The sequence below is a fragment of the Nitratidesulfovibrio sp. D1 genome, assembly GCF_051133415.1.
Taxonomy (GTDB): domain Bacteria; phylum Desulfobacterota; class Desulfovibrionia; order Desulfovibrionales; family Desulfovibrionaceae; genus Cupidesulfovibrio.
In genome coordinates, this window is the sequence record NZ_JBPGNZ010000004.1 from 361,800 (window position 1) to 384,615 (window position 22,816).

Annotated in this window: 12 protein-coding genes; 11 read left to right on the forward strand and 1 reads right to left on the reverse strand. The window is 67.0% G+C overall.

Features of this window, described 5'->3' with window-relative positions:
• Positions 1-34: 34 nt before the first annotated feature.
• Together rpoB and rpoC are read left to right on the forward strand one after the other, a co-directional pair.
• Entirely contained in the window at positions 35-4,153 is a 4,119-nt protein-coding gene (gene rpoB, locus ACR4XJ_RS09635; RefSeq protein ID WP_434755011.1) for a DNA-directed RNA polymerase subunit beta, read from the forward strand.
• A gap of 261 nt (positions 4,154-4,414) precedes the next feature.
• Positions 4,415-8,572: a DNA-directed RNA polymerase subunit beta' gene (gene rpoC, locus ACR4XJ_RS09640; protein ID WP_434755012.1), complete on the forward strand. Its 4,158-nt coding sequence runs from the start codon at positions 4,415-4,417 to the stop codon at positions 8,570-8,572.
• A gap of 930 nt (positions 8,573-9,502) precedes the next feature.
• On the opposite strand, the gene ACR4XJ_RS09645 is transcribed toward rpoC, so the two are convergent.
• Positions 9,503-9,895, reverse strand: coding sequence for a helix-turn-helix domain-containing protein (locus ACR4XJ_RS09645; protein ID WP_434755013.1), 393 nt, complete (start codon positions 9,893-9,895; stop codon positions 9,503-9,505).
• 530 nt (positions 9,896-10,425) lie between these two features.
• Between ACR4XJ_RS09645 and ACR4XJ_RS09650 the strand changes: the two genes are divergently transcribed.
• The 9 genes from ACR4XJ_RS09650 (at position 10,426) to ACR4XJ_RS09690 (ending at position 22,560) form a co-directional block, all read left to right on the forward strand.
• Entirely contained in the window at positions 10,426-11,094 is a 669-nt protein-coding gene (locus ACR4XJ_RS09650; RefSeq protein ID WP_434755014.1) for a DUF4390 domain-containing protein, read from the forward strand.
• A 14-nt stretch (positions 11,095-11,108) separates the two neighbouring features.
• Positions 11,109-13,517, forward strand: coding sequence for an ATP-binding protein (locus ACR4XJ_RS09655; protein ID WP_434755015.1), 2,409 nt, complete (start codon positions 11,109-11,111; stop codon positions 13,515-13,517).
• Positions 13,518-13,625: 108 nt separating this feature from the next.
• Positions 13,626-14,576: a TIGR01777 family oxidoreductase gene (locus ACR4XJ_RS09660; RefSeq protein ID WP_434755016.1), complete on the forward strand. Its 951-nt coding sequence runs from the start codon at positions 13,626-13,628 to the stop codon at positions 14,574-14,576.
• Between the two features lie 87 nt (positions 14,577-14,663).
• Positions 14,664-16,175 (forward strand): HD domain-containing phosphohydrolase, encoded by a 1,512-nt coding sequence (locus ACR4XJ_RS09665; RefSeq protein ID WP_434755017.1) that lies wholly within the window; start codon positions 14,664-14,666, stop codon positions 16,173-16,175.
• A 34-nt stretch (positions 16,176-16,209) separates the two neighbouring features.
• The gene (locus ACR4XJ_RS09670; protein WP_434755018.1) at positions 16,210-17,697 is read left to right on the forward strand and encodes a sigma-54-dependent transcriptional regulator; all 1,488 of its coding nucleotides are present in this window, start codon (positions 16,210-16,212) and stop codon (positions 17,695-17,697) included.
• A 41-nt stretch (positions 17,698-17,738) separates the two neighbouring features.
• Complete coding sequence (gpmA, locus tag ACR4XJ_RS09675) at positions 17,739-18,500, forward strand: 2,3-diphosphoglycerate-dependent phosphoglycerate mutase (protein ID WP_434755019.1); 762 nt, start codon at positions 17,739-17,741, stop codon at positions 18,498-18,500.
• A gap of 247 nt (positions 18,501-18,747) precedes the next feature.
• On the forward strand, positions 18,748-20,112 hold the full coding sequence (locus ACR4XJ_RS09680) for a tetratricopeptide repeat protein (RefSeq protein WP_434755020.1): 1,365 nt from the start codon (positions 18,748-18,750) through the stop codon (positions 20,110-20,112).
• A gap of 144 nt (positions 20,113-20,256) precedes the next feature.
• Complete coding sequence (locus ACR4XJ_RS09685) at positions 20,257-21,429, forward strand: homocysteine biosynthesis protein (RefSeq protein ID WP_434755021.1); 1,173 nt, start codon at positions 20,257-20,259, stop codon at positions 21,427-21,429.
• A 318-nt stretch (positions 21,430-21,747) separates the two neighbouring features.
• Positions 21,748-22,560 carry an ATP-dependent sacrificial sulfur transferase LarE gene (locus ACR4XJ_RS09690; protein ID WP_434755022.1) on the forward strand — a complete coding sequence of 271 codons (813 nt, stop codon included), beginning with the start codon at positions 21,748-21,750 and terminating at the stop codon, positions 22,558-22,560.
• Positions 22,561-22,816: the final 256 nt, after the last annotated feature.

Below are 22,816 nucleotides of genomic sequence, written 5' to 3' on the forward strand. Positions count from 1 at the left end.
CCCCGCCGGAAAACCGTCTTTCTGAGGTGAAACCATGGGCCAACTCACGAAAAAGTTCGGCAAGATTCCCGTATCGCTCGGCATTCCGCACCTCCTGAACCTTCAGGTGGACTCGTACATCAAGTTCCTTCAGGAAGGCATTGCCGAACGCAAGCCCGACGAGGGCCTTGAAGGGGTCTTCCGGTCCGTGTTCCCCATCGAGGACTTCAACCGCACCGCCAGCCTCGAATACGTCAGCTACGACATCGGCGAGCCCAAGTTCGACCAGGCGGAATGCATCTCGAAGGGCCTCACCTACGAAGCGCCCATCCGCATCAAGGTGCGGCTCGTGGTCTACGACGTGGACGACGATTCCGGCAACCGCACCATCCGCGACATCAAGGAACAGGACATCTATTTCGGCACCCTGCCGCTGATGACCGAGAAGGGCACCTTCATCATCAACGGCACCGAGCGCGTCATCGTCAACCAGTTGCAGCGCTCGCCGGGCATCATCTTCGAGCACGATTCGGGCAAGACCCATTCCAGCCGCAAGGTGCTGTACTCCTGCCGCGTCATTCCCATGCGCGGCTCGTGGCTCGACTTCGACTTCGACCACAAGGACATCCTGTACGTCCGCATCGACCGCCGCCGCAAGATGCCCGCCACCATCCTGTTCAAGGCCATGGGCATGAACAAGACGGACATCCTGGACTACTTCTACAAGAAGGAGTTCTACCGCCTGTCCGACGACGGCCGCGTGTTCTGGGAAGTGCAGAAGGACATGTTCCGCAAGGATTCGGCCTTCGCCGACATCGCGGGCGCCGACGGCACCATGTTCGTCAAGGCGGGCAAGCCCATCACCAAGCGCGCCTGGCGCCAGATCTGCGAGGCGGGCCTCGAAGCCCTCGAAGTGGCTCCCGACACCCTGGACGGCCTGTTCCTGGCCGAGGACGTGGTGAACCCCTCCACCGGCGAAGTGCTGGCCGAGGCCGCCGACGAAGTGACCCCCGGCGTGCTGGAGCGCCTGCGCGAGGCGGGCATCGATCGCCTGCCCATCCTGCACACCAAGGGCATCGACACCTCGTCCTCGCTGCGCGACACCCTGGTGCTGGACAAGACCGCCGACAAGGAAGCCGCCCAGGTGGAAATCTACCGCCGCCTGCGCCCCTCGTCGCCGCCCACGCCCGAAATCGCGGAAAGCTTCTTCGACAACCTGTTCCGCAGCCCGGACTACTACGACCTTTCCCCCGTGGGCCGCTACAAGCTGAACCAGCGCCTGGGCCTCGACCAGTCGCTGGACCTGCGCGTGCTGACCGACGAGGACATCCTGACCGCCATCAAGGTGCTGGTGCACCTCAAGGACAGCCACGGCCCGGCCGACGACATCGACCACCTGGGCAACCGCCGCGTGCGGCCCGTGGGCGAACTGGTGGAAAACCAGTACCGCATCGGCCTCGTGCGCATGGAGCGGGCCATCAAGGAACGCATGAGCCTGCAGGAAGTCTCCACGCTCATGCCGCACGACCTGATCAACCCGAAGCCCGTGGCCGCCGTGCTGAAGGAATTCTTCGGCACCTCGCAGCTCTCGCAGTTCATGGACCAGACCAACGCCCTGTCGGAAGTGACGCACAAGCGCCGCCTGTCCGCCCTGGGCCCCGGCGGCCTGACCCGCGAACGCGCGGGCTTCGAGGTGCGCGACGTGCACACCTCGCACTACGGCCGCATCTGCCCCATCGAAACGCCTGAAGGCCCGAACATCGGCCTCATCGTGTCGCTGACCACCTACGCCAAGGTGAACGACTACGGCTTCATCGAGACGCCGTACCACGTCATCCGCGATACCAAGATGACCGGCGAGGTGGTCTACCTCGACGCCTCGCGCGAGCACGGCGAGGTCATCGCCCAGGCCAACGCGCCCTTCGACGCCGAAGGCAAGCTGGCCGACGAGTTCGTCACCACCCGCGTCAAGGGCGACGTGCTCATGTCGCCCCGCGACGAAGTGACCCTGATGGACGTTTCGCCCAGCCAGATGGTGTCCATCTCGGCCGCGCTGATCCCGTTCCTGGAACACGACGACGCCAACCGCGCGCTGATGGGCTCGAACATGCAGCGCCAGGCCGTGCCGCTGCTCCAGTGCGAGAAGCCCCTCGTGGGCACGGGCATGGAAGGCCCGGTGGCCCAGGACTCGGGCGCGTGCATCATCGCCGAAGGGCCGGGCATCGTGCGCTACGCCGACGCCGACCGCATCATCGTCAGCTACGAGAACGGCCTGTACCCCGAACGGGGCGGCGTGCGCGCCTACGACCTGCAGAAGTTCCACAAGTCCAACCAGAACTCCTGCTTCGGCCAGAAGCCCACCTGCCACCCCGGCCAGGTCGTGGCCAAGGGCGACATCCTGGCCGACGGCCCCGGCATCGAGGACGGCGAACTGGCGCTGGGCAAAAACCTGGTTGTCGCGTTCATGCCGTGGTGCGGCTACAACTTCGAAGACTCCATCCTCATCTCCGAGCGCACCGTGAAGGAAGACACCTTCACCTCGGTGCACATCGAGGAGTTCGAGGTCGTGGCGCGCGACACCAAGCTGGGACCGGAAGAAATCACCCGCGACATTCCCAACGTGGGCGAGGACATGCTCCGCAACCTGGACGCCAGCGGCATCATCCGCATCGGGGCCAACGTGAAGCCGGACGACATCCTCGTCGGCAAGATCACCCCCAAGGGCGAAACCCAGCTCACCCCGGAAGAAAAGCTGCTGCGCGCCATCTTCGGCGACAAGGCCCGCGACGTGAAGAACACCTCGCTCAAGGTGCCGCCGGGCATCGAGGGCACGGTCATCGAGGTCAAGGTGTTCAACCGCCGCTCCGGCGAGAAGGACGAGCGCGCCCGCCTGATCGAGGAATACGAACTGGGCCGCCTGGACCGCAAGGAACAGGACCACATCCGGGGCCTCGGCGACGCCACCCGCGTGAAGCTGATGGCCGTGGTGGAAGGCAAGCAGATCGGCACCACCCTGGCGGGCAAGAAGAAGGGCGAGGTCATCGCCGAGGCGGGCGCCTCCGCCACCGCCGAGATGCTGGCCGACGTGCCCCTGAAGAAGTTCGCGAGCCTGTTCAAGAGCCGCGAGGTCAACGAGGCCGTGGACGCCCTGCTGGAAAGCTACGACCAGCAGGTGCAGTTCATCAGCAACATCTACGAGTCCAAGCGCGGCAAGGTGACCGAAGGGGACGACCTGCCCCCCGGCGTCATCAAGATGGTCAAGGTCTACATCGCCGTGAAGCGCAAGCTCTCGGTGGGCGACAAGATGGCCGGCCGCCACGGGAACAAGGGCGTCGTCTCCTGCATCCTGCCCGCCGAGGACATGCCGTTCTTCGCGGACGGCCGCCCGGTGGACATCGTGCTGAACCCGCTCGGCGTGCCTTCGCGCATGAACATCGGCCAGATCATGGAGACCCACCTCGGGTGGGCCGCCAAGGAAATGGGCCGCCAGCTCGCCGAAATGCTGGAGCGCAACGACCCGCTGAAGGCGCTGCGCAACGAGGTGAAGCGGGCGTTCGACTCCGCCCCCATCAACTCGCTGGTGGACTCCATGGACGACGACGACTTCCGCGCCGCCGTGGCCAAGCTGGGCCGCGGCATCGTGACCAAGACCCCCGTGTTCGACGGCGCGGCGGAAGAGGAAATCTGGTCGTGGCTGGTGCGCGCCGGCATCGACGACGACGGCAAGACCGTGCTGTACGACGGCCGCACCGGCGAACGGTTCCACAACCGCGTCACCACCGGCGTCATGTACATGCTCAAGCTGCACCACCTGGTTGACGAGAAGATCCACGCCCGGTCCACCGGCCCCTACTCGCTGGTGACCCAGCAGCCCCTGGGCGGCAAGGCCCAGTTCGGCGGCCAGCGTCTGGGCGAAATGGAAGTGTGGGCGCTCGAAGCGTACGGCGCGGCCTACCTGTTGCAGGAATTCCTGACCGTGAAGTCGGACGACGTGACCGGCCGCGTGAAGATGTACGAGAAGATCGTGAAGGGCGACAACTTCCTGGAAGCCGGTCTGCCCGAATCGTTCAACGTGCTCGTCAAGGAACTCATGTCGCTGGGCCTCGACGTCACCCTGCACCAGGAAGAAGGCAAGAAGCGTCCCAAGCGCGTCGGCTTCATGAACGCGCTGTAGCGATATCCGGTTTGGGAGAAGAAAGACCGGGGGAAGGGACCCTTTGAAAAGGGTCCCCTTCCCCCGGACCCCCATCCCCCCAAACTTTTTATAAGTCTGCGCACAACGTTTTCTCCGCCCCCCACGGCGCATTCCGCGCGCAGCGCGAAATGCGCCGAAAAAGGGGTCAAGGGGGCCACCGCCCCCTTGTGGGGGTGCAGGGGGCAAGGCCCTCTGCTCACCGAAGGCGTGCAAACAACCTTTTCGGGTAGGGAACACGATATGACCTTAGACGATCTGTTCACCGTTCGGGGCTCGTCGGCCAACGTCGCGAACATCCGCAACCTGAAGGCGATCCAGATCTCCATCGCCGCGCCGGAGAGCATCCGGGAATGGTCGTACGGCGAGGTGAAGAAGCCCGAGACCATCAACTACCGCACCTTCAAGCCCGAGCGGGACGGCCTGTTCTGCGCCAAGATCTTCGGGCCGGTGAAGGACTACGAGTGCAACTGCGGCAAGTACAAGCGCATGAAGCACCGTGGCATCGTGTGCGAAAAGTGCGGGGTCGAGGTCATCGCCTCCAAGGTGCGCCGCGAGCGCATGGGCCACATCGAACTGGCCGCGCCCGTCGCGCACATCTGGTTCCTGAAGACCCTGCCCTCGAAGATCGGCACCCTGCTCGACATGACCATGGCCGACCTCGAGAAGGTGCTGTACTTCGACTCGTACATCGTGCTCGATCCGGGTTCCACCAACCTCGCCAAGATGCAGGTCATCTCCGAGGACCAGTACCTTCAGGTCATCGACCACTACGGCGAGGACGCCCTGACCGTGGGCATGGGCGCGGAAGCCGTGCGCAGCCTGCTCGAGGAACTGAACCTCGAGGAACTGCGCGCCATGCTGCGCGAGGAATCGCAGGCCACCAAGTCGCAGACCAAGAAGAAGAAGCTCACCAAGCGCCTGAAGATCGTCGAGGCGTTCCTGGAGTCGGCCAACAAGCCGGAATGGATGGTGATGGAAGTCATCCCCGTCATTCCGCCCGAGTTGCGCCCCCTGGTTCCGCTGGACGGCGGCCGCTTCGCCACCTCGGACCTCAACGACCTGTACCGCCGCGTCATCAACCGCAACAACCGCCTCAAGCGGCTGATGGAGCTCGGCGCGCCCGACATCATCATCCGCAACGAAAAGCGCATGTTGCAGGAAGCCGTTGACGCCCTGTTCGACAACGGCCGCCGCGGCCGCGCCATCACCGGCACCAACGGCCGCCCGCTGAAGTCGCTGTCGGACATGATCAAGGGCAAGCAGGGCCGCTTCCGCCAGAACCTGCTGGGCAAGCGCGTGGACTACTCCGGCCGTTCGGTCATCGTGGTGGGTCCCAAGCTGAAGCTGCACCAGTGCGGCCTGCCCAAGAAGATGGCCCTCGAGTTGTTCAAGCCCTTCATCTATTCCGAGCTGGAAAAAAGAGGTCTGGCCTCCACCATCAAGAGCGCCAAGAAGATGGTGGAGCGCGAGGAACTGGTGGTGTGGGACATCCTGGAAGAGGTGGTGCGCGAGTACCCCATCCTGCTCAACCGCGCCCCCACCCTGCACCGTCTGGGCATCCAGGCTTTCGAACCGCTGCTGGTGGAAGGCAAGGCCATCCAGCTGCACCCGCTGGTCTGCTCGGCCTACAACGCCGACTTCGACGGCGACCAGATGGCCGTGCACGTGCCCCTTTCCGTCGAGGCGCAGATCGAATGCCGCGTGCTCATGATGAGCACCAACAACATCCTGTCCCCGGCCAACGGCTCGCCAGTCATCGTGCCCTCGCAGGACATCGTCCTCGGGCTGTACTACATGACCGTGGAGCGTTCGTTCGAAAAGGGCGAAGGCATGGCCTTCTGCGCCCCGTGGGAAGTGGTGGCCGCCTACGATTCCGGCTCCGTCTCGCTGCATGCGCGCGTCAAGGTGCGCATGGAGGACGGCAACACCGTGGACACCACCCCCGGCCGCATCCTGGTCTGGGAAGTGCTGCCCAAGGGCGTCGGCTTCGAGTTCGTCAACTGCACCCTGACCAAGAAGAACATCGCCCGCCTGGTGGGCGCCGCCTACCGTGACGCGGGCACCAAGGCCGCCGTCATCCTGTGCGACCGCCTGAAGGACGTGGGCTACGAATACGCCACGCGCGCGGGCATCACCATCGGCGTGAAGGACCTGCGCATCCCGTCCAAGAAGAAGGCCATGCTGGAAGCCTCGCAGAACGAGGTGGACGACATCGAGCGCCAGTACCGCGACGGCATCATCACCCGTACCGAAAAGTACAACAAGGTGGTGGACGTCTGGACCAAGGCCACCCAGGACATCTCCAACGAGATGACCAAGGAGATCTCGCACGAGGTCATCGTGGACCCCAGGACCGGGAAGGAAGAGGTCAACAGCAGCTTCAACCCGATCTACATGATGTCCACCTCGGGCGCGCGAGGCAACCAGGACCAGATGCGCCAGCTTGCGGGCATGCGCGGCCTGATGGCCAAGCCCTCGGGCGAAATCATCGAAACGCCCATCACCTCGAGCTTCCGCGAAGGGCTCGACGTGTTGCAGTACTTCAACTCCACCCACGGCGCGCGCAAGGGCCTTGCCGACACCGCGCTGAAGACGGCGAACTCGGGCTACCTCACCCGCCGCCTGGTGGACGTGGTGCAGGACGTCATCGTCAGCGAGCTTGACTGCGGCACCGTGGACGGCATCGAGATCGGCCACTTCATCAAGGGCGGCGACATCAAGGTGCGCCTGTCCGACCGCGTGCTGGGCCGCGTGCTGCTGTACCCCGTGTTCGACCCCGAAACCCGCGAACTGCTGTTCCCCGAGAACACGCTGATCGACGAGGACGTGGCCCAGACCCTGGAGGCCATGGGCATCAGCACCGTGACCATCCGCTCGGCCCTGACCTGCCAGAGCGAGCGCGGCGTGTGCGCCCGCTGCTACGGGCGCGACCTTGCGCGCGGCCACCTCGTCAACATCGGCGAGACCGTGGGCATCATCGCGGCCCAGTCCATCGGCGAACCGGGCACCCAGCTCACCATGCGCACGTTCCACATCGGCGGCACCGCGTCGCGCGAAATCGAGCGTTCCAGCATCGTGGCGCAGCACCCCGGCCGCGTGATCCTGTCGCGCGTGAAGGCCGTGCGCAACCGCGACGGCCAGATGATGGTGCTCGGCAAGAGCGGCCAGATCGCCATCGTGGACGAGCAGGGCCGCGAACGCGAAAAGTACATCCTGCCCAACGGCTCGCGCCTGAACGTCACCGACGGCACCGAGATCAAGAAGGGCGTCGTCCTGGCCGAATGGGACCCGTTCAACGAACCGTTCGTCTCGGAAGTAGAAGGTACGGTCAAGTTCACCGACATCATCGAGGGCAAGACCTACCAGGAAAAGATGGACGACGCGACGCGCATGACCACGCAGTCGATCATCGAATACCGCACCACCAACTTCCGTCCGTCCATCTCCATCTGCGACGAGAACGGCGAGCCCAAGATGCGCGGCGGCAACCTGCCCGCCACGTATTCGCTGCCCGTCGGCGCGCTGATCATGGTCAAGGCCGGGCAGGAAGTGCAGGCCGGCGACATCATCGCGCGCAAGCCGCGTGAATCGTCCAAGACCAAGGACATCGTGGGTGGCCTGCCCCGCGTGGCCGAGCTGTTCGAAGTGCGCAAGCCGAAAGATATGGCCGTGGTGTCCGAAATCGACGGCACGGTCACCTTCGCGGGCGAAACCAAGGGCAAGCGCAAGCTGGTGGTCACCCCCGAAACGGGCGAAGCCAAGGAATACCTGGTGCCCAAGGGCAAGCACATCACCGTTTCCGACGGCGACTTCGTGGAAGCCGGTGAACTCTTGACCGAAGGCCATCCGGAACTGCACGACATCCTGCGCACCAAGGGCGAGAAGTTCCTGGCCCGCTACCTGGTGGATGAAATCCAGGAAGTGTACCGCTTCCAGGGCGTGGGCATCGACGACAAGCACATCGAGGTCATCGTGCGCCAGATGCTGCGCAAGATCACCGTGCTCGATCCGGGCGGCACCAGCTTCCTGGTGGGCGAACAGGTGGACAAGGGCGAATTCCGCCAGGAAAACACCCGCGCCATGGGCGAAGGCCGCACCCCGGCCACGGCAGAACCGCTGGTGCTCGGCATCACCCAGGCCTCGCTGACCACCTCGTCGTTCATCTCGGCGGCGTCGTTCCAGGAAACCACCAAGGTGCTCACCGAAGCCTCCCTGCGCGGCAAGATGGACTACCTGCGCGGCCTGAAGGAAAACGTCATCGTGGGCCGCCTGATCCCCGCCGGGACCGGCTACCGCGAGTACGTGCATTCCGACATCTCCGTGCCGGAACAGAAGGAACGCCCGGACAAGTTCCTGGAAGACCTGGAAGAGAATCCGCTGCTGGTGGATATCTTCTAGGAAGGGCTTGCGCCAAGAAGAAGAAAAGACAGGGCCTCCGCTTTCGGGCGGGGGCCCTTTTTTTGTGGGGTGATGGATGGGGAAGGGGGAACGGGAAGGGAGGAGGGGGAGTGCGCTGCTGGGGACGGCTTCTACGAAGACAGTTGCGCGCTGATGATTGCCCTCGGTTTCGTTATGCCTCCGGCGGGCAGGGGGTGTTGTAACGAACACCCCCTGCACCCCCGCGTTCCAAGGGGCCCCGCCCCTTGGAACCCCGTGTCGTCATGCACCGCATTCCGGCGCCGGGCAGCTTCCCTCCGGCGCTGAAGCGCCTTCGGGTGATCTGCCCGGCGGAATGCGAATGCGCGCGAGGCTCCCGCTGGCATAGCTGAGCGAGGGTGCCCATAGTTTCACCCCGTCGCGGCGCGCATCCGCGACGCCGGAGCTTCCGCCGTCGCAAAGCCTCCGGCGGCGATCTCCGGCTACGGATGCGTATCGCCGCACAAAGGTTTCCCGCGCTCAGGCGAAGGGAATGCATTTCTTATAAAGTTAGAAAGACAGCCGAAAGACAACGCAATTGCCCACCGACCCCGTTTCGTGCGTAGAAGCGTGTGACGCCGGGCCTTGACGGCGGCACATGCGTCGCAACGAGGGCCAAGGTAACGGCAGCCTCGTGGCATATTACCTGCGGGAGCCAAGCGTGCATTGGCGTCACCGGCGGCAGATCGCCCGAAGGCGCTTTTGCGCCGGAGGGAAGCTGCCGCCGAAGGGACGCCGCGCAGGATACGTTGGGGGTCCAGGGGAGGCGAAGCCCCCCTGGAGCGCGGGGATGCAAGGGGCCATCGCTTAATGGCCCCTTGCCCGCCGGAGGCATAACGAAATCGAGCGCATCCAACAGCGCACAACTTCCTTCGTAGAAGCCGCGTCCAACAAGACACTGCCCCATCCCCTTCACCCCGCCGGACGTCGCCCACCCATCCCCTTCCGCCTGTCCAGTTCCTCGGTCAGGTCCTGCGTGGGCACGCAGCGCAGCATGTCGCGCAGGACGACGCCGGCATCGGGCCGTCGGCGGGCCTCGGCCTCGTTCTCCCTTGCGGCGGGCGCATGCTCGGCGAAGACGGGCCCGAGGCCGGTGACGATCCAGTAGGTATTGATGCCCAGCCGCGACAGCCGTATCAACCAGTCCGCCGGGATACGGCCGTGCTTTCCGGCCTCGACGATGGCAGACAGCCTGAGGCCCAGCAGTTCCGCCAGCGCGGCCAGCGTCCGGCACCCGGTGGCCTCAAAGATGCGGGCCAGCTGCGCCCTGGCATCTGGCCCGTAAAAGGAAGGAATCTCGCTCATGGCACGCTCCGGCATTGCGAGGTTGGCAACTGCCCGGAGCACGGAACGCCCGAAGGAACGGACGCCCGGCCGCAAAGGATTCCCGGAAGAGCAATTGCCGGGAGCTCGTAGCCGCCACAGGACGGTGGGATTATTCCCCCTTGCGGGGTATTGTATTCTCCGCACTCCCGACACGCGTGCATGAAGACGGCCGTGCCTGCTTGCGCATGCACAACCCCGCAATGTCGGCGGCGGACCGCCTGTGGATAAAGGTGCTACGTACACCCGCCCGCACTATGCGGCACCGGGACGGGCGGCGTCAAGTACCCGGAGCCGTTGGGAGATGTGGTCTCGACGGCGAAAAAAAGCGGAAGGAAAAGGAAGGGAACGGGAAAGCGCCAGGGGGGATGCCATGGGGGCCAAGGAGGGGATATCCCTGCCCCTCCAGCGTAGCGTCCACCCTACCCTAACCCCCGTCACCGACTTGCCATCATTGCCCGGCTGTGCGAAAACGTGGTGCCTTGAGCGGGCATCCAAGACAAGGACACCCAATGCCGCCGCACTCCCAGCATCGCCGTTTCCGCCCCCTGCCGCACCGGCCCGCCCCGGTCCGGCCTTTCGGCGCTGGCGCCCGGTCCGTGTCCGACGGCCTTGCCGCGCCGCTCGTCCTGCTGATCCTGTTCGCCCTCTTCCTGCTGTCCGTGGCCAACCCGGCCCAGGCCGCGCCCCCGCGCCAGTTCGTGCTCGACACCTTCGCCATCGAAACCCGCGACGATACCCTGGTGTTGCGCCTGGGCGTGGGCGTGGACGACCCCGACGGCCTGCGCGACCTGCTCAAGGACGGCGCCGAAATGGAACTGCGCGGCACGGCCACGCTCACCCGCCGCCGGGGCGTGCTGCCCGACGTGACCCTGGCCGAAAAGGTCTTTGCGTGCGTGCTGCGCCACGACACCCTGACCCGCGAGTTCGAACTGCGCCTGGAAGGCCGCGAGTCGCCATGGCGCGACAAGAACCTTGCCCGCCTGCTGGAGGCCACCTGGAAGCGCCTGGTGCTGCCCCTGGCCCCCATCTCCACGCTGGAAAAGGGCGAACCGCACCGGGTGTCGCTGGCCCTGTCCCTGCGCCACACCGACGTGCCGCCCTGGCTCTCGCGCACCCTGTTCTTCTGGTCCTGGGAGGTCGTGCCCGACGCGACCTTCACACAGGACTTCACCTACTGACCCCCCGCCGCCCCATGGCCCGCCGCACCGTGACGCCCGACCAGCCCTCCGGCCGCCCTCCAGACGGGCAGCGGCCGAACGACGGGCACCGGCCGAACGACGGACACCCTGCGGACAGGTATCCGGCCGACGACCCCGTCTTTCCGCGCGTCATCCGGGTCAGCCCCACGGACACCCGCGAACGCAAGCGCCGCCAGCGCGAAATCTACGTGGCGGCGGGCGTGCTGGTGGCCATGCTGGTGGCCACCTGGGTGGAACTGAACCTGTTCGGCGTCGATTCGTACATCTTCCTGGTCCTGCTGAACATCAACTTCATCCTGTTGCTGGTGGTGCTGTTCATCGTGCTGCGCAACGGGGTGAAGCTGATCCTCGAACGCCGCCGCCGGGTGTTCGGCTCGCACCTGCGCACCCGGCTGGTGCTGGCCTTCATGGCCCTGTCGCTGGTGCCCACGGTGATCATGTTCCTGGCCTCCAACCGGGTGGTGGGCACCTCGGTGGACTACTGGTTCAACAACCAGGTGGAGGTCTCGCTGGACAGCGCGCTGGACGTGGGGCGCAGCTTCTACACCGCCTCGGCCGACCGGCTGCGCGCGCGCGGCGAATCCATCGTGGCGGAAATCGCCGACCGACACCTGACCTGGGGCGGCCAGGCCATGGACACGCTGCTGGAGCGCAAGCGCAAGGAATACGGCCTGTCGCTGACCGGGGTGGTCACCCCCGGCCGGGTGGAACAGAACTGGCACGCCCCGGCGGACCTGAATCCCACGTGGAAGGAGGCGCGCCGCAAGATCGCCTGGGACCAGGCGGCGGCGCAGCAGTACGTTTCCCTGCTGTGGAAGGGCGAAAGCGCGGACTACGTCTTCGGCGTGCTGGCCGTGGACGGCGGCCGCACCGGCTACCTGGTGGTGGCCGAATCCATCGGCGAGGGGGTGATGCTGAAACTGGAGCGCATCGCCCAGGGCTTCGACGACTACAAGAAGCTGAAGACGCTGAAACGGCCGCTGAAGGTCTCGTTCCTGTTCATCCTCGCGGTGCTCAGCGTGCTGATCATCCTGGGATCCATCTGGTTCGGGTTCCGGCTGTCCAAGGAACTCACCGCGCCCATCCTGGCCCTGGCCGAAGGCACGGAGCGCATCGCGCGCGGGGACCTGGCCTTCCGGCTGGAGGACGCGGCCACCGACGAACTGGGCCTGCTGGTGCGTTCGTTCAACCGCATGGCCGAGGACCTTTCCGTCAGCCGCACCCGCCTCACCGACGCCAACGACATGCTTGCCCTGCAAAACGTGGAAATGGGCGAGCGCAGCCGGTACATCGCCACGGTGCTGGACAACATCGCCGCCGGGGTGGTCTCGTTCGGCCCGGACGACCGGGTGGCCACCATCAACGCCGCCGCCTGCGCCATGTTCGGGGTGGAGCCGGGCGACATCGTGGGCCGCGACCCCCGCGAATACCTTTCGCCCGAAGACGCGGCCATGAACCGCCAGATGCTGGACGAGGTGCGGGCCCGGCCCGGCCGCCGCTGGCAGAGCCAGGTGGATTCCGGCCAGGGCGACCGCGCCCTGAAGCTGCTGCTCACCGCCGTCAGCCTGACCACGCCCGAGGGCGAGTACCGGGGCGCGGTGGCCGTGTTCGAGGACATCACCGAACTGGAGCGCATGCAGCGCATGGCCGCCTGGCGCGAGGTGGCCCGGCGCATCGCCCACGAGATCAAGAACCCGCTCACCCCCATCAAACTCTCGGCCCAGCGGCTGGAGCGCAAGTTCGCAGGCGCGGTGGGCGACCCGGTGTTCGGCCAGTGCACCGACCTCATCGTGCGCCAGGTGGAACACCTGCAACAGATGGTGGAGGAGTTCTCCGCCTTCGCCAAGCTGCCGGAGGTCACCCCCCGGCCCGGCGACCTCACCCCGCTGCTGGAGGAACTGACCGCCCTGTTCCGCAACAGCCACAGCAACATCTCGTGGACGCTGGACATCCCCGCGCCGCTGCCGGTGCTGCCCATGGACCAGGAAGCGCTGCACCGGGCCTTCCTGAACATCCTGACCAACGCGGCGGAAGTGTTGCAGGGGCGCGATGACGGCGCGGTGACCATTACCGCCGTGCACAACACCGCCCTCAACCTGGTGCGGGTGGACGTGGCCGACAATGGTCCCGGCCTCACGCCCGAGGAACGTTCGCGCCTGTTCGAGCCCTATTTCTCGCGCAAGAAGGGCGGCACCGGCCTTGGCCTGACCATCGTCAAGTCGGTGGTGTCGGACCATCGCGGGTACGTGCGCGCCCACGCCGCCCCCGCCGCGCCCGATCCGTCCCCTGCGCCGGGCATGGCCGATGCGGCTGCCGGAAGCGGTACCCCCGGCAGAGGCGCCCCCAGCAGAGGCACCCCCGGCAGAGGCACCGTTGTCACCGTCGAGCTTCCTGTGGCATAAGGGAATATATACCGGTGCCCCGCGTGCCGCGCGGAGGGCCTTTCCCTTCGCGGCACGGCGGGATCGGCAAGGTCCCAAGGTCCGGCCACACGCCACGGGAGTTTCCGCATGCACGTCGTCATCCTTGGCGGAACAGGATTCATCGGCTCGGCCCTCACCCGCGCCCTGCTGGCGCGCGGCGATGCGGTCACCGTGTCCTCGCGTGCGCCCGGTACGCCCGGCGCAGGGGACGCGGGGGGCGCGCGGGGCTTCAGCACCGCCACGTGGAACGGGCGCGACCCGGAACCGCTTATCCGCCTGCTGAAGGACGCCCACGCGGTGGTCAACCTGGTGGGCGAAAACATCGCGGGCGGCCGCTGGACGCCGGAGCGCAAGGCGCGCATCGTGGACAGCCGCGTGGCGGCCGGGCAGGCCGTGGCCGCGGCCCTGGGGGCCATGAACGGCGCGGGGCTTCCGGCGGTGCTGGTGCAGGCGTCGGCGGTGGGGTATTATGGCTGCTGGCCCGACATGGCCGCCGCGCCGCGTTGCGGCGAGGGCGACCCGCCGGGGGCCGGATTCCTGGCGGAAACCTGCGCCCGGTGGGAGGCGTCGTCCGCCCCCGCGCAGGCCATGGGCGTGCGCCGCTGCATCATCCGCAGCGGGGTGGTGCTGGGGCCGGGCGGCGCGCTGGCGCGCATGCTGCCCGCGTTCCGGGCCTGGCTGGGCGGCCCGCTGGGCAGCGGCAGACAGCCTTTTTCGTGGATTCACCTGACGGACGAGGTGGGGGCCATCCTGCATCTGCTGGACACCCCGTCCTGCTCCGGCCCGTACAACCTTGCCGCGCCGCAGGCCGTGGACAACGCCGGATTCGCGGCGGCGCTGAACCGCGCCGTGGGCCGCCCGGCGTGGCTGCCCACGCCGTCCGCGCCCGCCTTCGCCCTGCGGCTGGCCCTGGGCGAACTGGCGGAAGAAGCCCTGCTGGCCGGGCAGGTGGCCCCGCCGGACCGGCTGGCCGACTCCGGCCATGCATTCCGGTTCCCCACGCTGGACGCGGCCCTGGCGGACCTGCTGGCCGCCTGACGCACCCGCGCACCCGCGCGAAACCATACCCCGCACCGGGCCGGAGCCCGCCGCGCGGGGACCATACACCAACGCTCCGGAGCGGGCATGGCATATTGCAAGATACTGCTGGTCGAGGACGAGGCCGTTTCGGCGCTGGACATGCGCCGCCGGCTGCGCTCACTCGGCTACGGCGAGCCGGTGCTGGCCACCAGCGGCGAGGAGGCCGTGGAAAGGGCCCGGGACGAAAAGCCCGACCTCGTGCTGATGGACATCGTGCTCGGCCAGGGCATGGACGGCATCGACGCCGCCGGGCGCATCCTGGCCCACCATGCCGTGCCCGTCATCTACATGACCTCGCACGAAGACCCGGAAACCCTGCAACGCGCCAAGATCACCGAGCCGTTCGGGTACCTGCTGAAGCCCTTCGAGGACCGCGATCTGCGCACCTGCATCGAGATGGCGCTGTACAAGCACCAGATGGACCACGAAACCCGGCGCAAGGAACGCTGGTTCGCCACCACCCTGCGCTCCATCGCCGACGCGGTGCTCACCGTGGACCGCCACGGCCGCATCACCTACATCAACGCCAGCGCCGAAGCCATGACCGGCGCGGACCATCACGCCTGCATCGACCGCCATTTCGCCGAACACGTGGACATCCGGTCCAACGGCGGCAGCCACCGCCTTCAGGACCCCAACGACCTGCTGGCCCAGATGACCCAGATCGCACAGACCGCGCAGACGGCGCAGGCCACCGGGACAGGCTTCGGCTTCGCCGCTTCTTCCTTCTCTCCCCTGTCACACCTGTCGCCGGGGTCCTCGGCCGCGCACCCCATCCCCCCGCTCCAGTCCGCCCCCGCAGGGCAATCGGCCATGACCGAGGCCTTCGTGCACGGTCCCGACGGCGCGGCCCACCCCGTGGAGATGAGCGCCTCGCCCCTGGCCGATCCGGACGGACGCCGCGTGGGCACGGTGCTGGTGTTCCGCGACATCACCGAACGCCGCCAGTCGGAAGAGGCCCTGCGCCGCAGCGTGGAAGACCTGCGCCGCACCCTGCGCCAGACCGTTTCCGCCCTGGCCACCGCCTCGGAAAAGCGCGACCCGTACACGGCGGGGCACCAGTCGCGCGTGGCGGAACTGGCCCACGCCATGGCCGTGCGGGTGGGCCTTTCCGGCGAACGGCTGGAAGGGCTGCGCGTGGCGGGCATGCTGCACGACATCGGAAAAATCCACATCCCGGCGGAAATCCTGGCCAAGCCCACCCGCCTGTCGGACCTGGAAATGGGCATCATGCGTACCCACAGCCAGGTGGGCTACGACATCCTGAAGGAAATCGAATTCCCGTGGCCGGTGGCCCAGATCGTCTTGCAGCACCACGAACGGCTGGACGGCTCCGGCTACCCCGAGGGCCTTTCCGGCGAGTCCATCCTGCCCGAGGCGCGCATCCTGGCCGTGGCCGACGTGGTGGAAGCCATGTCCTCGCACCGGCCGTACCGCGCCTCGCTGGGGCTGGGCCCCGCCCTGGCCGAGATAGCGGCCGGGCGCGGCACGCGCTACGACCGCAACATGGTGGACGTGTGCGTCAGCCTGTTCCACGACGGCTTCATCCTTTCCTGACCACCACCTTCCCGAACCCGCCACCGGACACGCCATGCACGCCCGCATCCTGATCATCGACGACGAAGACGGCATCCGCTTCTCCCTGCGCGGCATCCTCGAGGACGAAGGCTTCGAGGTGCTCGAAGCCCCCAGCGGCGAGGACGGCCTGGCCCTGCTGGCCCGCGAGACCCCCGACCTGGTGTTCCTGGACATCTGGATGCCCGGCATGGACGGCTTGGCCGTGCTCGACCAGTTGCACGCCCAGCGCCCCGACCTGCCGGTAATCATGATTTCCGGCCACGGGACCATCGAGACGGCGGTCAACGCCATCCGCAAGGGCGCGCACGACTTCATCGAAAAGCCGCTGTCGCTGGAAAAGGTGCTCATCGCCGCGCAACGCGCCCTGGAATACGGCGACCTGCGCCGCGAGAACGAAGCCCTGCGCGACAGCCTGCCCACGGCCCACGCCGACGAGATGAACGGCCGCTCGCCGGTGATGGAAACCCTGCGCGGCCAGATCGCGCGGGTGGCCCCCACCGACGCCTGGGTGCTCATCACCGGAGAGAACGGCACCGGCAAGGAACTGGCGGCCCGGGCCATCCACGCGGGGAGCCGCCGGGCCGGCCGGCCGCTGGTGGCCGTGAACTGCGCGGCCATACCGGAAGAACTCATCGAAAGCGAGCTGTTCGGGCACGAGAAGGGCGCGTTCACCGGGGCGGACGCGGCCAAGGCGGGCAAGTTCGAAATGGCCCACAAGGGCACGCTGTTCCTGGACGAGATCGGCGACATGAGCCTGAAGACCCAGGCCAAGATACTGCGCATCCTGCAGGAGCAGCAGTTCGAGCGGGTGGGCGGCCACCGCACCATGCGCGTGGACGTGCGGGTCATCGCCGCCACCAACAAGAACCTGGAGGACGAAATCGCCGCCGGGACCTTCCGTGAAGACCTGTACTACCGGCTGCGGGTGTTCCCCCTGCTGCTGCCCCCCCTGCGCGAGCGCGAGGGCGACGTGCCCCTGCTCATCGACCTGTTCGCCCAGCGCCTGGCCCGCGACTACGGCGTGCGCCCGGCCACCTTCGCGCCCGACGCCATGGAGGCGCTGGCGCGCTACCCGTGGCCCGGCAACGTCCGCGAGCTGCGCAACTTCGTGGAGCGCATGCTCATCCTGCACGCCGGGCTGGAAGTGACGCGGGCCATGCTGCCCCCGGAATTCCTGCCCCGCCGGGGCGCTGGCGTGAACGGGACCGCCGGAGCCGGAGCGGGGACCGCGTGCGCCGCCGGGGCGGCATCCGGGCCGAGCCAGTCATCAGACCAGTGGCCGGGCCAGTCTTCCGGCGGGGACCACCTGGCCGACATGGCCGCGCTGCTGGCCCCCGGCATGGACCTGAAAGCGGCCCGCGCCGCCTTCGAGGCGCACTACCTTGCCGCGCGCCTTGCGGAGTGCGGCGGCAACGTCACCCGGCTGGCCGAGGCCGTGGGCATCGAGCGCAGCCACCTGTACCGCAAGCTGAAGGGCTACAACATCCAGACGGCCGACTGACCGGGCATACCCGGCCACACCGGGCACAGACGGGAGGCAACATGCACACGCTGGTACTTCTGCGCCACGGGCAAAGCGCGTGGAACCTGGAAAACCGCTTCACCGGCTGGACCGACGTGGACCTTTCGCCCGAGGGCGAGCAGGAGGCGCGCGACGCCGCCCGCCTGCTGGCGGACGAAGGGCTGGCCTTCGACGTCTGCCACACCTCGGTGCTCACCCGGGCCATCCGCACCCTGTACATCGTGCAGCACGAACTGGGGCTGTGCTGGCTGCCGGTGCACAAGCACTGGCGGCTCAACGAGCGCCACTACGGCGCCTTGCAGGGACTGGACAAGGCGGAAACCGCCGCCCGCTTCGGCGAGGACCAGGTGTTCGAATGGCGGCGCAGCTACGACACCCCGCCCCCTCCCTTGCCCCCATCCCCTGACGCGGACGACCCACGCAATCCGGCCGGGGACGCCCGCTACGCGGACCTCGCGCCCGACGTGCTGCCCGCCAGCGAAAGCCTGAAGGAAACCGTGGCCCGCGTGCTGCCCTACTGGCACGACGTCATCGCGCCGCAGGTGCTGGCCGGGCGGCGGGTGCTGGTGGCGGCGCACGGCAACAGCCTGCGCGCCCTGGCCATGCACCTGGACGGCATGACCCAGGAGGCCGTCACCAGGCTGAACATCCCCACCGGGTTGCCGCTGGTCTACACCCTGGACCACAGACTGCGCCCGCTGGGCCACCGGTACCTTGGCGACCCGGCTGTGGCCGAGGCCAAGGCCAGGGCCGTGGCGGCGCAGGGCGCGGCGCGGAAATAGCGGACGCAACGAAAGGAACGGGCGTCGACCGCGCGGGGAGCGGGCGCGCACGGCTCGCCACGTCCCGCAGACTGTGCCATACTTGCGGGCGGAGCATTCCGGCGGGCCATCGCTCACCCATCGCTTACCCATCGCTTACATTGACAAGCCCCGCACGCGTACCTACCGTTCCACACCGCGCGCAGCGCGAAGACACACTCACAGGCCAGCGCCCTCGGCGGGGGGAGGCATGCCGCAAGGAGCAAGCATGGCGAGCAACATCAACCTCAAGCTCAAGCAGAAGCAGTACGAAAGTACCGTCGTCGAGTTCATCAGCGAGAAGAAAGGCTACTTTCTCGTAGTGAGCGACGACCAGAACTTCATCTCCCTGCTGCGCAACACGGTGGCCAAACATCTCGCCATTGCCACGGATGCCCTTTCTGTGGTCACCAATACGGACTACATCATCAAGTCCATCCGCGACGTCTCCCTGCGCAAGAAGAACGTGCTGGTGTTCATGGAGCGCATGCTGGAAGGCCGCGACACCGGCATCCTGGTCCGGCAGGTCAAGAACGCCTACTCGGACGTGAAGATCATCATCCTTACCGGCGAGACGGAGCGGCAGCGCCTGGTGCTGCTGCACGAAATCGGCGCGGACAACTTCATCAGCAAGCCCATCTCGGTGAACACGCTCATCGAGAAGATCGCCTTCACCATCAAGCCGCAGGGCAAGCTGGGCCAGCTCATCGACACGGCGCGGGCCATGGTGCAGCAGGGCTCGCACGACAGCGCCCTGAAGGTGTGCCGCAAGATACTGGAACTGAAGCCCAACAGCGCCGCCGGACTGCTGGTCATGGGCGACGCCTACCAGGCGCTGGGCAAGATGGACCGCGCCCGCGAATGCTTCGAAGAGGCCAGCCGCAACGCCGACCTGTACCTGGAACCGCTGAAGAAGCTGGCCGACCTGAACAAGCAGATCGGCGACAGCGAAGCCCAGCTGGGATACCTGGAAAAGCTGGACCGCCTCTCGCCCCTCAACGTGGAACGCAAGGTGGACATGGGCGAAATCCACGTGGAGATGGGCAACCAGGAAAAGGCCGAGGAGCTGTTCGAACTGGCCGTGGCCCAGGCCACGCGCGAGGCCATGGCCTACATCGGCGACATTTCCGAGCGCATCGCCGGCATCTACAGCGAACGCGACCCGGAACGGGCCGAACGCTTCCTGCGCAAGGCCCTGGACGCCAAGGGCGACATGCTGGACCGGGGGGACCTGGGCACCTTCAACCGCCTGGGCATCGCCCTGCGCAAACAGGGCAAGTGGCGAGAGGCCACCATCGAATACCAGAAGGCCCTGCGCATCGCGCCGGACGACGAAAACCTGTACTACAACATGTCCATGGCCTTCGCCGAGGGCAAGGAATTCCGCGAGGCGCGCGCCAACATGCTGAAGGCCATGACCATCAACCCGGAACTGCCCCGGCGCGACAAGACCATCGCCTTCAACATGGGCCTAGTGTTCATGCGGGCGGGCGGACGCGACTATGCCGAACGCTGCCTGCGCGTGGCGCTGGAGATGGACCCGGATTTCGACCTCGCGCGGCAGGCCCTGGAACGATTGGGACAATCATCCTGATGGATTACCCGATCAATCCGCTAATTTCATGGGGGGCCTGCGAAAGGCCCCCTTTTTGCGGGTTGCAATCCGGACTGCTTTTCCATATGCTGATATCCTGATTTACTGAAACGGCGCACGACGCCACCAACGGAGGATAGCAAGATGGCGAGTTTCAAGGTGAACAAGACGATCGCGGAAATCAACGAGCGCATCCGCCAGGGCAAGGCCGTGGTTCTGAATGCCGAGGAGATGACCGAGGCCGTCCGTCGAATGGGCAAGGAAAAGGCCGCCCGTGAAATCGACGTCGTCACCACCGGAACGTTCTCGCCGATGTGCTCCTCCGGGCTGCTCTTCAACATCGGCCAGCAGGACCCGCCCACCCTCAAGACCGCCAAGGTCTGGATGAACGACGTCCCCGCCTATGCGGGCCTCGCGGCCGTGGACGCCTACCTGGGCGCCACCGAGCCCACCGAGGACGACCCCCTGAACAAGGTCTACCCCGGCCGGTTCAAGTACGGCGGCGGGCACGTCATCGAAGACCTGGTGCGCGGCAAGGCCGTGCACCTGCGGGCCGAGGCCTACGGCACCGACTGCTACCCGCGCAAGTCGCTGGACAAGAAGATCACCCTGGCCGAACTGCCCTACGCGCACCTGCTGAACCCGCGCAACTGCTACCAGAACTACAACGCGGCCGTGAACCTGACGAGCCGCATCATCTACACGTACATGGGCCCGCTGAAGCCCAACCTGCGCAACGTCAACTTCGCCACGGCGGGCCGCATCTCGCCGCTGTTCAACGACCCGCTGTTCCGCACCATCGGCCTTGGCACCAGGATATTCCTGGGCGGCGGCACGGGGTACGTCATCGGGGCGGGCACGCAGCACGTGGCCGCGCCCAAGCGCAACGAGCGCGGCCTGCCGCTCTCCCCTGCGGGCACCCTGATGCTGAAGGGCGACCTGAAGGGCATGAACGCGCGCTTCCTGCGCGGCCTGTCCTTCCTGGGCTACGGCTGCTCGCTGGCGGTGGGCGTGGGCATTCCCATCCCCATCCTGAACGAGGAAATCGCCTGGTTCACCGGCGTGGACGACAGCGACATCCAGATGCCGGTCAAGGACTACGGGCACGACTACCCCAACTGCCTGCCGCGCGTCATCCAGCACGTGACCTACGAAGACCTGAAGAGCGGCGAGGTGGAGATCATGGGCAAGAAGGTGGAAACCGTGCCCATGACCAGCTACCCGCTGTCGCTGGAAGTGGCCAACATCCTGAAGTCGTGGATCGAGAAGGGCGAATTCCTGCTCTCCGAGCCGGTGGAACTGCTGCCCTCCGCCTAGTCGCGCATACGAACTGAACAGCCCGCCGGGTGCGCGCCAACGACGCGCATCCGGCGGGTTTCGTTTTCCGGCCCCGCAAGGGCTTGCCGCGCGGCGTGGAAGCACTACCTTCTGCTCTGTCCAAGACACTGCATCTGCCATGGCGTTGCCTGACAGTGTTCTCTCCCTGTCCGCCAATTGCCTTTCTTCCTTATACTCCGCGCCGGAAGACCGGCGCGGATGGCGGGTGCGGTCAGGATGCGAGGAATTACGGGTTTTGTCCGCCGGACAAAAGACGGATTCCGATGCAGCCTGCCCGCGCGCACCTAAGCACACCACATGACCACCACCGACACCCCGCCCCCCGACGCCCTGCCCACCCCCCTGTTGGACCTGCTGGCCGCCATGCCGGAACTGGCCGTGGCCCTGTCCGGCGGGCTGGACAGCCGTTTCCTGACCCACGCCGCATTGCTGGCAGGCTGCCGCGTCACCGCCCTGCACATCACCGGCCCGCACATGCCCCCCCGCGAAACCGCCGAGGCGCGCCACTGGGCCACATCGCGCGGGGCCGCCTTCATCACCGTGGCGCTGGACCCGCTGACCATCCCGGCCATCGCGGCGGGCGACCGCGACCGCTGCTACCACTGCAAGCACGCGGCCTTCACCGCCCTGCTCGCCCAGGCCGGCCCCCTGCCCCTGTGCGACGGCACCAACGCCGACGACCTGACCGCTTACCGTCCCGGCCTGCGCGCCCTGCGCGAACTGGCCGTCCGCTCGCCCCTGGCCGAGGCGGGCCTGACCAAGGCCAACATCCGCGCCCTGGCCGCGCGCACCGGCATGGACCGCCCGGACCAGGCCGCCCGGCCCTGCCTGCTCACCCGGCTGGCCTACGGCATGCGGCCGGACGCGGCCACCCTGGCCCGGCTGGCCGCCGCCGAAGGCGAACTGGAAGACCTTGGCCTGTGGGACTTCCGCCTGCGCCTTGCGCCGGACGCGCCGCCCCGCCTGCAAATCGGCCCGGCACACGCGACGCACGACGATCCGGCGGGTGCCGCCCGGTGCGGCGACCTACTGCGGATACTGGTCCGGCACGGCTTCGGCGATGCCGCCATCGACGCGGACGGCCCGGTGAGCGGCTACTTCGACCGCTGACGCCCCGCTCCGGCCGCATGTCCCGGCCGCATGTCCGGGCCGCATGTCCGGCCACGCACCACTGGACAAAACCCGTGGTTCGGGGTAGGTGGTCCCTCTTATCTCACGCGATTTCACGGAGGAGTCCCATGGCCCACAAGAAGATCGAACGCAAGAAGGAACTGGACCGCCGCCGCAAGCGCCGCGAAGAGCGCCTGAAGCAGCGCGTGCGCGAAGCGAAGGCCGCCGCCAAGTCCTAGGCATCCAGGTTTTTCGT

Excerpts from the sequence above, each read along its gene's own strand:
- rpoB (WP_434755011.1), top strand. The coding sequence starts at position 35 with ATGGGCCAACTCACGAAAAAGTTCGGCAAGATTCCCGTATCGCTCGGC.
- rpoC (WP_434755012.1), top strand. The coding sequence starts at position 4,415 with ATGACCTTAGACGATCTGTTCACCGTTCGGGGCTCGTCGGCCAACGTC.
- ACR4XJ_RS09645 (WP_434755013.1), bottom strand. The coding sequence starts at position 9,895 with ATGAGCGAGATTCCTTCCTTTTACGGGCCAGATGCCAGGGCGCAGCTG.
- ACR4XJ_RS09650 (WP_434755014.1), top strand. The coding sequence starts at position 10,426 with ATGCCGCCGCACTCCCAGCATCGCCGTTTCCGCCCCCTGCCGCACCGG.
- ACR4XJ_RS09655 (WP_434755015.1), top strand. The coding sequence starts at position 11,109 with ATGGCCCGCCGCACCGTGACGCCCGACCAGCCCTCCGGCCGCCCTCCA.
- ACR4XJ_RS09660 (WP_434755016.1), top strand. The coding sequence starts at position 13,626 with ATGCACGTCGTCATCCTTGGCGGAACAGGATTCATCGGCTCGGCCCTC.
- ACR4XJ_RS09665 (WP_434755017.1), top strand. The coding sequence starts at position 14,664 with ATGGCATATTGCAAGATACTGCTGGTCGAGGACGAGGCCGTTTCGGCG.
- ACR4XJ_RS09670 (WP_434755018.1), top strand. The coding sequence starts at position 16,210 with ATGCACGCCCGCATCCTGATCATCGACGACGAAGACGGCATCCGCTTC.
- gpmA (WP_434755019.1), top strand. The coding sequence starts at position 17,739 with ATGCACACGCTGGTACTTCTGCGCCACGGGCAAAGCGCGTGGAACCTG.
- ACR4XJ_RS09680 (WP_434755020.1), top strand. The coding sequence starts at position 18,748 with ATGGCGAGCAACATCAACCTCAAGCTCAAGCAGAAGCAGTACGAAAGT.
- ACR4XJ_RS09685 (WP_434755021.1), top strand. The coding sequence starts at position 20,257 with ATGGCGAGTTTCAAGGTGAACAAGACGATCGCGGAAATCAACGAGCGC.
- ACR4XJ_RS09690 (WP_434755022.1), top strand. The coding sequence starts at position 21,748 with ATGACCACCACCGACACCCCGCCCCCCGACGCCCTGCCCACCCCCCTG.